6 protein-coding genes and 1 pseudogene are annotated in these 12,256 nt (G+C 45.7%); all 7 read right to left on the bottom strand.

From position 1 onward, the window contains the following. Position 1: 1 nt before the first annotated feature. The 7 genes and pseudogenes from T495_RS0103630 to T495_RS0103600 all read right to left on the bottom strand — a co-directional run bounded on the left by T495_RS0103630 (position 2) and on the right by T495_RS0103600 (position 12,250). Positions 2-1,198, bottom strand: a complete 1,197-nt coding sequence (locus T495_RS0103630; protein WP_033147600.1) for a SusF/SusE family outer membrane protein — start codon at positions 1,196-1,198, stop codon at positions 2-4. Positions 1,199-1,229: 31 nt separating this feature from the next. Further along, entirely contained in the window at positions 1,230-2,918 is a 1,689-nt protein-coding gene (gene susD / locus T495_RS0103625; RefSeq protein WP_033147599.1) for a starch-binding outer membrane lipoprotein SusD, read from the bottom strand. A 39-nt stretch (positions 2,919-2,957) separates the two neighbouring features. Then, positions 2,958-5,957, bottom strand: a complete 3,000-nt coding sequence (locus tag T495_RS0103620; RefSeq protein WP_033147709.1) for a TonB-dependent receptor — start codon at positions 5,955-5,957, stop codon at positions 2,958-2,960. 217 nt (positions 5,958-6,174) lie between these two features. After that, positions 6,175-7,818, bottom strand: a complete 1,644-nt coding sequence (locus tag T495_RS0103615) for a glycoside hydrolase 43 family protein (protein WP_033147598.1) — start codon at positions 7,816-7,818, stop codon at positions 6,175-6,177. Between the two features lie 18 nt (positions 7,819-7,836). Continuing rightward, positions 7,837-8,985, bottom strand: coding sequence for a S9 family peptidase (locus tag T495_RS0103610; protein WP_033147597.1), 1,149 nt, complete (start codon positions 8,983-8,985; stop codon positions 7,837-7,839). Between the two features lie 61 nt (positions 8,986-9,046). Further along, positions 9,047-9,955: pseudogene (locus tag T495_RS0103605) on the bottom strand (pectinesterase family protein); the annotation flags it as partial. A gap of 162 nt (positions 9,956-10,117) precedes the next feature. Beyond that, positions 10,118-12,250 (bottom strand): RagB/SusD family nutrient uptake outer membrane protein, encoded by a 2,133-nt coding sequence (locus tag T495_RS0103600; RefSeq protein ID WP_033147596.1) that lies wholly within the window; start codon positions 12,248-12,250, stop codon positions 10,118-10,120. Positions 12,251-12,256 lie beyond the last annotated feature (6 nt).

Genomic DNA, 12,256 nt, shown 5'->3' with positions numbered 1-12,256 from the left:
GTTATTTTACTTCACCTGTATTTGTGCTAAAGTTCACATAGAGTTTCTGGCCTGCAGAGCATGATACAGAGTATTCCTCACCAACATTCTCAGCCCAGTTTGCTGGAATATTTACAGTACGGAAGTACAACTCACCCTGATATAGTGTAAACTCGGTCTTCCACCAGTCGCGTCCAGGTACCTTGATGTAGGCACGAAGCTCACCTCCACCAACGAATTCAGGAGACTCCCATGTACCGTCACCTTCAGGAGCAGTCATCTGCCAGTTTGCATCACTATCTGTCCAATTAGCACCTTCAACAGCACCAATTACATAAGCAGCAGCAGGATAGATGTGGAATGTCCAAGCCACTTCTGTAGCACCAAGAGCTGTCTCAACGTGGATTGTGTACCAACCGCCATTGTCGAACTGGATATTACCGTCACTTGCAGCCTCGTGTACTCCAGCATTTGCCTGATCGTCGAATTTTGCTACGCGATCAAAACCACGCCAGTCATTCTTCTCTTCACCCCACTTGAACGTACCACCATCAGGAACATAAATAATGGTGTAGAACTCGCCTTCAGCACCATAAACAGGAGCCATAGGCTTCCAATAGCCCCAGTAGGCTTTGTCAGTGTCAGGGCCATCACCTATAGAAGAGCCAACAATGTAACAAGATGTTGGGTATGTCAACTCTGGCGCCTTGAAGGTTGCGAGCACATTAGGCAGAGTAATCGTATTCGAGAAAGACTCGTCAAAAACCGTATTTGCCATATTGACAACATTAGCACGCAGACGAATATACAGAGGACGAGGCTCATCAGGATAATCAATATCGCCTTCAACCTCATGGAACAAGTCAATCACTGCTGTATTCAATTCGTATGCATCTACAGCCATCTTAGCTGTTGTATACGAAGTCTCTAACTCCTTAAAGGCAGAGAAATTCTCTGAAAGAGCCACTTGTACATGATACTGCACTACGTAAGGTACACCATTATAGTCTGGCTGTGTACAAGTCAATTCCAGGCTATTAGCCGAAACCAAATCATACACGTTATTCTGTGCATTAGCAGGCACATTGAGTGTAAAAGATGGACTGGTAGCCTTAAATGTTGGGTTGCTATTATCATCCTTCTCACAAGCGGTAAGAGTAAGTCCCACAATAGCGAGAATGGAGAACCAGCGTCCTATATTAAATAATTTCTTATTCATAACTCTTTAGTATTTTATGATTATATCTGAATTAATAACCGGCATTCTGAGTCATATTCTTATTATTATTAATATCATCCATAGGAATAGGATAATACTTGAAATGACTATCTACAGCCTGTCCATCGGCTACGCCGCCCTTCCAGGCCCAGTTATACTTCTTGCCAGTGAACATATCAAAGCGAATCAGATCAGAACGACGGCGTCCTTCCATATAGAACTCACGACTCCATTCGTCAATAAGATCCTGCTCTGTGAGCTGTGTCAAAGGCTTTGCATTAGCACGTTCACGGAGTACATTTACATCATTAATACCTGTGGCATCACCACTACGCCATTTTGCCTCTGCGCGAGTCATGTAGGCTTCTGCTAGACGGAACAATGGAATATCTGTATCAGAGAACTCTGGATCGCTAACTGTTCCACCATCTACACGGATATTCTGCCATTTTACGATAGAGATACCATCAAGGAAATTATTCAGTTTATCTGTGCGCAGCTTTCTGATACCACCACCACGGCCAGCGTAGAACAGAGCACGGTCATCCTCAGCAGCAGCAATAATACCCTGGGTATCAGAACCATCCTCAGCATCAAGAGCGATAAGAGTCTCAGTACTGCCATCACCAACATTATCATCCGAAGACATTGGAATATCATCCTTAGGGAAGAATTTCTCAATGAGGTTAGGACGTGCATAGTTACAGCTCCAACAGTTCTTAGTTCCTGGATAAGGCATACCTGCGATACGGGTAGAGCAAACAAGATAACTTGCACAAGAATAGCCTGGAGTTCTTACACCATCCTGACGAATCGGGAAGATAATCTCTTTTACTGCATCAGCATTAACATCATTATCAGCCATGAATAACTGTGCATAACCACTATAGGTCAAGCCATTCGATGGATTTGTCTTAGCGGTGCTACTCAATGCATATGGGCCATTGATAAGCTTATCGCAATAGCTAATTGCCTTGTCATAGGCAGTAACAGCTCCATCAGTATAAACTTTAGCATTCAAGGCTAAACGTGCATGAAGCATATAGGCAGCACCTGCATCAGCACGACCGAAGTCGGAAGCAGAGTTAAACTGTCCCATGGGAGCCATCTCACTTTCAATTGCAGTAAGCTCTGTATCAAGCCACTCATAAAGATCCTTACCGACCTTTTCTACAGGAAGGTCATTCATGGAATTGTTTTCATCCTTGAATGGAGCTTTATGCCAAAGATCGAGGAAGTACCAATAGTACAAAGCACGCAAGAAACGAACCTCTGCACGATAATACTTATAATCTGCCTGATCTGCTTTGTCAGCAGTATTCTGCAAGTAAAAGTTACAAAGCAGCACATTAAAGCCCAAACGCTGGTATGCCCACTGTGTACGACCGCTATTGGCGTTCCAGCTTATACCTGTTATCTGAGGGATGTCTGTATCTGTCTGCCAAGCCCAGTTACATTCATCGGTAGGCAGAGTTTCAAGATTAAACGTCGTGCGATAGAAACCCGACTCACCCTCATCACTACTGATATCACCAGAACCTGCAGGACCTTTCTGTCCCGTCATGCCCAATGTTCCATAGACCTTAGCCAACAACTCCATGTCTTCATAAGAGGTTGAGGTCTGCGGATCGATAGATGAGATATTCAAGTCGTTGGCACAAGAGGTCATGCCAAAAACAAGCAGACCTGCAACAACCGATTTTGAAAATATATGTCTCATAATCTTTAATTCTTTATTCGTTATTATTATTTCATTCTCTTAGAAGTTCAAGCTCAAACCAATCTGGAAACTACGTGGGCGTGGATATGGATTCTTATCAACACCATCAGCCACCTCAGGATCAAGACCTTTGTACTTGGTAATAATAAATGGATTCTGAACAGTAGCAAAAATACGACCGTTAAGATGATTCTTCAGCAGATTGGGGAATGTGTAACCAAATGTTATGTTTGAACACTTCAAGTAAGAAGCATTGCGGACATAATAGTCAGAAAGATAATACTCTGTACCTACACCGGTAAAGCCCAACTGTACAGCCTCTGGGAATGTGTTAGTGAACGCACTATTCGAATAGAGACCAGAAGCGCTGATAGAACCCTTATCTGACAAATAGTTGTAGTAAACATAGTTACCAAATGAGGCATGGAAAGCAGCACTCAAATCAAAGTTCTTATAAAGGAACTTGGTTGTGAAGCCCATGATAACATCTGCTGCTGGACTCTTATAATAGTACTTATCACTTTCGTTGATCTGTCCATCAGCATTACGATCTACATACAAACCTTCAATGGGCTTGCCTGCCTCATCATAAACCTGCTGGTAAACAAAGAACGAGTTACGTGGTTTTCCAACGGTGTTTGCCTGGATTAATGTAGCATTACCACGAGAGATAGTAGAACCAACCTTGATGTAATAATCATCATCGGCATCCTCTGTCAGAGAAGTAATCTCGTTGTGGTTCCATGAAATATTATAGCTTACATCCCATGTGAAATCCTTAGTAACAATTGGCTTTGCGTTGATAGAGAACTCAACACCATAGTTCTTCATAGAACCAATGTTCTTTGTTAATACAGAACCAAAGTTTGTACCAACCGGGATTGTAACTGTATTCAGAAGGTCGGTGGTCTTACGATAGTAACCATCCAAGCTTGCTGTAATACGGTTTTTCAGCCATGCAAAATCCAAACCGGCATTCCAAGTTGTTGTGGTCTCCCACTTCAAGTCTGGATTATATGCAGTAGGACGCTTTGTAATGTAATCGGTTTCACCGAAACGATACATTGCGTATGAGTTACCTACTACATAAAGAGGAGCATAGCCAAAGTCGCTACCGATATCCTGCTGACCAGTCTTACCCCAACCTAAACGGAGTTTAAGTTCATTCCACCAGTTAACATTCTTCATGAAGCCTTCCTCATTAATTTTCCAGGCAAGAGCCACTGATGGGAAGTATCCCCAGTGATTTTCCTTAGAGAATTTTGAAGAACCATCAGCACGGAATGTTGCAGTCAACATATAGCGGTCAAGCAATGTATAGTTCAATCGGCCAAAGTAAGAAACCAATGAATTATGGGTTGCCCACTCCTGCTCGCTACGGATGCTTGGATTGTGTGCTTCACCTGTATATGAATCTGTACCCTGTCCCTCATTGTAGCCATGACGATGGTAGTGGCTTTCCTCTGCACCAGCCATAACGTCAATGTAATGAGCATCTATTTCCTTCTGGTACTGTGCATAAGCATTAGCTGTAATGCTATACTTATAATAACGTGTCAGACCATTCCAACCATAATAGTTGTTTGAGAATGAATAAGGAGAAATCACGTCAGTCTGCTTCGACTCAGTGTATTGTCCACCATAACTTGCGTGAATATGCAGATCCTCGAAACCATGAATCTTATAGTCTGCCTCAAAATTGCCTGTAAAGTCATTAGCATTTGCCAATGTTTCTTTCAATTCAAGCAAAGCAAGTGGATTCTGTGGTGCATTGTTATTATTGGTATAAGTCCAATCTGGATTTTTATAACTAGCATTCACATATGGCTGATAATAACCACCAAAGAACTTTGATGTCTCATCGTTAGTATATACAGGACGAGTCGGATCGATAGAAAGAGCTGCGCCAATAGCACCACCAGCATCAGCATAACGATCTTTCTCATACATATACTTAGCAGAGATATTCAGGTTCAAGTGATCATTAAAGAAACTTGGAGCGAGGTTCAAACCTGCATTAGCACGATGCATCCAAGAAGTCTTCACGATACCCTGTGCAGAGTTATAACCCACGCTCACACGATATGGAACACTACCTATACCACCTGATACAGAAACATTATGGCTAGTACTGATTGCAGTACGGAAAATCTGGTCCTGCCAATTGGTATCAGCGTCACCTAACTTCGAAGCATCAAGACCTTCGATGCTGTTCACAAGATTCTTGTACTCTGTAGCATTCAGTGCATCATATTTCTTTGCAATAGTAGAGATCGTAACGTCACCATTATAAGAAATACGAGGTGCAGTTCCCTTCTTACCCTTCTTTGTGGTGATAATGATAACACCGTTAGAAGCACGGCTACCATAAATGGCGGTAGCAGAAGCATCCTTCAACACGGTGAATGTTTCAATATCGTTTGGATTGATCATTGCCAGAATGTTCGACATACCAGTAGCAGTGTTGCCATCAATTGTCAAACCATCAATTACATAAAGAGGATCGTTTGAAGCGTTCAGAGACGAACCACCACGAATACGGATCTGAGCTCCAGCACCAGGCGTACCACCACTTGTGATAACATCAACACCAGCCACCTTACCTACAAGCATATCTGTGGCATTGTTAGTAATACCTTTACTGAGTTCATCAGGTTTAATAGCTGTCACAGAGCCTGTCAGATCATTTTTCTTAGCACGACCGTAACCGATTACAACGACGTTCTCAAGTACTTGAGAATCATCTTTCAATGTTACGACTACATTTGGAGCAGCCTTTACCGTCTGGCTCTGGAAACCAACGTAACTAACGGTAATGTTTGCACCTTGATTAGCCTTCAGCACGAAGTTACCGTCGAAATCAGTAACAGTAGCAGCCTGAGTGCCGTCTACACGTACTGTTGCGCCGATAATGGGTTCGCCTGCAGAATCTTTCACATGGCCTTTTACTTCAATCTGAGCAAAGGCACTGACCGATAGGATAAGACCCAAAATAAGGCCAAGCATCCTAAGCGGAAATTGAATGTTTACCTGCTTCATCATTACATTTAAATTAGAGTTAATTTGTTATTGTTATATCGTTTTAAGCTTTTGGGAAGCTTGAATTTACAGTTTTATCGGTGCAAAGATAAATCAGATTTCGTTACGTTATCCTTTTTTTTGTTTAAAATTGTTATTTTATCGGTGCAAACGTTTGCATAACAGAAAAGGGCCTGCATCTCACGATACAGACCCTTACCTTATACTAATTGATGTACTATGGTGTCACTCTTATCCAATCGGCATCCAGATTGCCACGGTCGGATTTGGGATTAGGGTCTACCGACACATAGCCGAACTTGGCGCCTATCCATTTGCCTTCACGCATCTGGAATTCAGCGCCACAGGGCTTGAACTTCTTGCCATCCAGACTATAGGCAAAGTTGAGCTTGGAGTTATCGACACTGAGACGGAGATAGATATCCATGTGAACACCTGGTTTGTAATCGATCTTATCCTCAGTGGTAGGCTTCAGAGTTGCTATCAGCTGCTCTGTCTGCGGCTGTCCTTTATCGGCAGCCTTACAGGTGAGCTGCAGCAGTTGAAACTGCTTACCTACGCGTTTCACCACCAATGCCGAATAGTCGAGGCCCATCATGATGAGGCCACCCATCTGGCCATCAGCCTTCGAGGTGAAACGTATCTTGGTGGTGGCTGTAAACTGATCGGCAGGCGTCTTCTGGAGCAGCAGATTAGGCACTTCCCAGAAGTTGACAAAGTGATCAGAGAGTTTATAATTATAGATACGGTAGGTGCCAAAGGCGGTGGGCATACCGAATTTTTCGTCGTAGTTGGCGTGCCATTGCCATTGCAGGCCTAACTTGTTACTATTAAATTCATCGCTTTCAACTGGATTAACCACCAGCGTTGAACTGCTCTTGGGCTTTTTATAAGTGGTAACAGGCTCGCCCTTTTTACCCATGATGGGCCAACCTGTGCTCCAATCAACGGGATTCAAGTGAACCACACGACCATAGGCTTCCTTATCCTGGAAATGCAGGAACCAGTCCTCGCCGTATTTGGTATGTACCCAACCACCCTGATGAGGACCGTTGATATCAGTCTTGCCCTGTGCTAATACAATCTTATGCTCGTAGGGACCGTAGGGGGAACGACTACGCATAGCTAACTGGAAACCTGTTGGCACACCGCCAGCAGGACACATAATCCAATACCAGCCATCACGCTTATAGAATTTCGGGCCCTCGCAAGTACGGTTCTCGGTACCATTGCCATCGAACACGATGACAGGCTCGCCGATGGCACGTGTACCGTCGGCCGACATCTCACGAACCGTCAGCACTGAGGCAAACTTGGAACGGCTGTTGGCCCATCCGTTCACCAGATAGCAACGACCATCCTCATCCCAAAGCGGCGTGGTATCAATATAGCCCTGCCCCTTGATGACACAAACGGGTGCCTCCCATTTGCCTGCAGGATTCTGGGTTTTAACCATATATACGCCAAAATCAGGATCGCCCCAATAGATATAATACCAACCTGCATGATAACGAATGCTGGGAGCCCATACGCCAGCACCATGTTGAGGAGTGCTGAAATGACGCAGCAACGCCTCATCGCCCTCATAGAGATTGGTCAGCGCATAGTTGATGATTTCCCAATTCACCAGATCCTTGGAATGCAGGATAGGCAGACCTGGTACACATTGGAACGACGAAGCGGTCATATAATAATCCTCACCGCTGGCACCCACGCATACATCGGGGTCGCTATAGTCGGCATTAATCACGGGATTGGTGTAGGTACCATCGCTATGATCGGGGCTCCACACCTTTGACACATACTGTGCAGAAGCCCATAGAGGTAGGCAGACAACTGCCATCAGAATCGTTCTTTTCATATCTTAGTAGTTTTCATTTTATAAGTGTTTCTTGAAGAAATCGAGTACACGCTGCTGGGAATTCTTCCAACAGCTATGGGGCATATCCCAGAGTTCGGTTTCGATTTTATCACCGGCGCCCTGACTTTCCCATGTTGCATGCATGGTAGCAAAGGCTTTCTCAACACCAGGCACGGGAAAGAGGACATCCTGCGCACCATTGATGAAGAGCATAGGTTTAGGGCAAGCCAGGCTGGCCACATGGGGATAGTCCATCCAGCGACGAAGCCCCGGGAAACAGTTGGCAAAGCCACCATTCTCCGTACGATCGTACTTAAATCCCATCTGCTCATCAGCCGTTACCATCCAACAGACAGAGGCACCTACCTTGATGCGGTCGCTGAGTGCAGCGAGCATCCAGGCACGGTAGGCCCCCATAGACCAACCTGTACAGCCAATCCTTGAGGCATCCACCTCAGGCATCTGGGCCAGGACTTCAGTTCCAGCGATATCGTCGTAAGTCATCCAGGCCGAGAGATCGATGCCATACATCATCATGTTGCCGGCTATCATATCATATCGGTCACGCTGAGCACCCTCTTTCTGCCCACGCTCACCCCACATCGGTGCATCAGCCGAGAAGACCACATAGCCGTTCTTAGCCAGATAATCGCCGAAGAACTGCCCCTCGTAACCCTTCAGCCACTCCTCTGCATCCTTGATAACTGCAGCCTCTTCGCAAGCCAAAGGCCGGATCATCTTCTCCTTACCTATATATAGATGAGCACCATGGTCGTGCAACAGGTTGACAGCTGGGAATGGGCCTTTACCATCGGGGATGAGTACATAGGCAGGCACGGTATAGTACTGCGACAGGCGGACCTCTAACTTACGAGCCTTGTAGCCATCGCGTTGTTCTTCAAAGAGAACCTTCGTCTGATACCCATCTGCAGGTGGTGGTGGTGGCATCAACATACAGTCGAATACCTTCTGACGGGCCACCTTCTTCCATTTAGCGAACTTCTTAATGCCACTATTCTCCCAAGCCAGAGGATAGTCGAAGTGAGCAATCAGCGAGTCGGCATAGACAGGCAGATTGCGCATAAACTCATACTTGGCACGTTTCTGGGCCGTAGCCGTGAACTGCATACCGTAAAGAGCCAACAATATCAGCAGTAACTTTTTCATCTTCAAGTAGTTTATTCGGGTGCAAAGATATACAATTATTTCCATTATTTCAAGAAAAACACTACTTTTCTTTTGGTTGAAGTGGATTCCATCCGTCAGTTCCCTTCAACACATGAGTCATCTCATAGGCCGTTATATCGCTCAGCAGATGCCCCCAGGCAGCACGTCGACTGGTATCAGCACCTTTTCCAGAGCACTGATATTCTGCGTAATAAGCAGTACGTTCATTCTCTGCCTTTCCCCAGTTATTCCAACCTTCTGGGCGGATATGGCGCCCCATTTCACAACGAATAAACACAACCTTGCCAAAGGGACGCCAAGGGCGCGACAACCAGACGCTACCAGCCTCAACACCGTTATCTGCCGTCAACTTACAATCATAGAACACATAACCATACTGGCAGTTTTGCGGTGTGGCAGGAGCTGTCAAGAAGCCACCAGATGTTTTGCTTCGTATCTCACAACGATTAAACACAGCAGTTGCCTTACCGAAGATAAAATCAACGGTCCCCTCGATATAACAATCCTCAAAATACTCACGGGTATTCTCGCCAAAGGTATAGAGTGTATCCTGAAAACCCAAGAAACGGCAGCGACGGAATACGGCCCTGTCGCCAGCCACATGACAGGCAACCGCCTGTCCTACTGGCCCAGAGGCATTCTCGAACGTGATATTCTCTGCCATGAAGTCAGGACCGAATATGTAAACACTTCCTGAGCCACTGGTACCTTTCTCCTCGCCGAACACGTTCGGTTTCTGGGCGTAGTCATCATAAGTCAGTACAGTGCCATCTTCGCCAGTTATCCACACACGTTCCTTACTTGCCGCTATGACTATTTTTTCCTTATAGACTCCTTTCTTGATGAGTATCCGGGTGGGACCGGCTTTCCGATAATCCGGCACAGCATTAATGGCAGCCTGGACAGTGACAAAATCACCACTACCATCGGCAGCGACTACAAAATCGTAGCCATCAACCTTTGCCCATGACACACAGACTACGCACATACCCAAAAGGAGTAATACTAATCTACTCTTCATCTTCTTTCTTTTAGAAGGGGGGAATACTCACGCATTCCCCCTTTACGAAAACTAAAACTAACTCTTAACTAACTATATTAAACTCTTACATTACTGTTCCTGACGGAAGCCATAGCCATTGGTTATCTTGGAGGTTGTCAACGTGTTATAAGTGAACGGCAGCAGATAGATAGGAGGATTCTTAGCTGCATAATCAGCATCACTATAGCCTGCCAACAACTTGGTTGCATAAGAATCACGATAACTATCCATATCAACAGCCCATGGTTTCTGTTCATAGCCATCAGCCTCAAGTGCTATGGCCTCTGCACTACCAGGTACAATATGCTTGAACAATCCCTTGATGGCCACATTAGTAGCTGTAGCTCCCATCACCTTTGGATAGAGTGAGCCCCAGTCGTCATGCTGTCCACGCCAGCTCGGATAAAGCACAGGATCATCCTCTTTGCCAACAGGGCACTGACCTGTCAGACGATAACCATATTGTGTACGGGCATCTACCATCTTAGTCCAAATATAAGCTGGCAGCTCGTTACCATTAGCAAACTTAGCATAGCCATTAGCTACAACCTCGTCGATAATACGTGTCATCTCCTTACGGTTCTCAACAGCAGCCTGTGGCAGTTTACCGGTACGAATCAAGTCGAAACGACGAACGCCCTCACCAACAAACTCAAAAGCACGCTCCTGGATAACTGCATCCCATACAGAACCACAGTCAGCAATAAACTGATCGAAGTTCGGATCTACGCCACCAACATAATTACGATTATGAACAATGGCCAGTGTACTCTTGGCAGCACCATCATCGCCCAAAGCAGCCTCAACCTCAGCTAACATCAGATAGATATCAGAGATGCGCATATAGCTAACGTTGATACCTGATGTACCATAGCTGTTGGTATTAGGTGCTGGCAGTCGGTTCCAGTCCCACTTGTTTGTTGCAGGACCTGCGCCACATCCCCAGTTAGAACGATTGAACGACTGGATATCCTCATGTCCCTGACCATCGCTACCAGTCACGGTAATAGAGGCATCGCGACGTAAGTCCTGAGGATTGAAAGCACCATAATAGAACCACGCCTGAACACGATCCTGACCACAGCCTACACACGGTGCATCGCCGTTACCACCACGCGAAGGGCGACCGATATAGGCAGGACGGTCTGCGCCATTATTATACTCCATAGGAATCTCATAGACAGACTCGTCGGCCAGACCATCGGTAACACCGCAGTGCATCTGCTGGAAACAATACTGGAAGGGGTTGCCGTACTCACGCCCATTAGCGTCGTTGGTACGTGGGTCAGTGAGATGGAGTTCAATCGAACCATGGTTCTGTACTGCTGCCTGCAAGTACTCCTTGGCAATCTGATAGATATTGCGCCAATCAGAACGACGACCATAGATGGCCTTGTTCTTCTCTACACTCCAGTCGTCGAAAGTAAGTTGGTTGCCATCACCATCCACATAGAAATCGGCACCAAGGTCGGTACGACGAGTGGTATAACCAGCATTATAGAGACACAGACGACCTATCAGTCCCTGCACATAAGTACGGTTCATGACATCAGCACGATGGCTGCTCTCCCCCACACGGAACATGTGAGGCTCCACCTCGCGGAGTTTCTGGATGTGATAGTCGGCAATGGCGAAACGAGAGGTCAGGCCTTCAGCCTTCTCGCCGGTCTTCAGTGCATGAGGCACATCACCATACCACTTGAACAGTTCCCAGTAGCAGGTAGCACGCAAAGCAACAGCCTGTCCATAGATATCCGACATCTCATTAGGCTCGCCTGTCATGATCTGTTGGAAATCACTTTTCTCTTCGAAAGCATTAATCAATGAGTTGCACACAGCGATGGTATTATACATCTGACCAAATACCTCAGTGCCTTCTCCTGAGTTGATATTATAATTCTCTGTACCACCAGGATAAAAGGTCTTCTCCTGACAACCTGCGCTGCCATCGCTGTAGGTATCCTGGGCATCTTCTATATCAGATCCCCATACAGGACACCAGTAGAATCCCACAGAATGAAGACTACGCGCATTCTGTAATGTCTGATAACCATAATAGAGAGCCGAACGAGCAGACTGCACATCGCTGAAGACAAAATCCTTATCAACCACACTGGGTGATGTTACATCCAGAGAGTCGCTGCATCCTGTAGCCATAAACAGTGTGGCTACTGTCATTGCGGTTGTTATTATCTTTTTCATATCTGT

Source organism: Prevotella sp. P6B1, from assembly GCF_000702825.1.
In the GTDB taxonomy this organism is placed as follows: domain Bacteria; phylum Bacteroidota; class Bacteroidia; order Bacteroidales; family Bacteroidaceae; genus Prevotella.
This window is presented reverse-complemented; position numbering and strand designations above follow the sequence as displayed.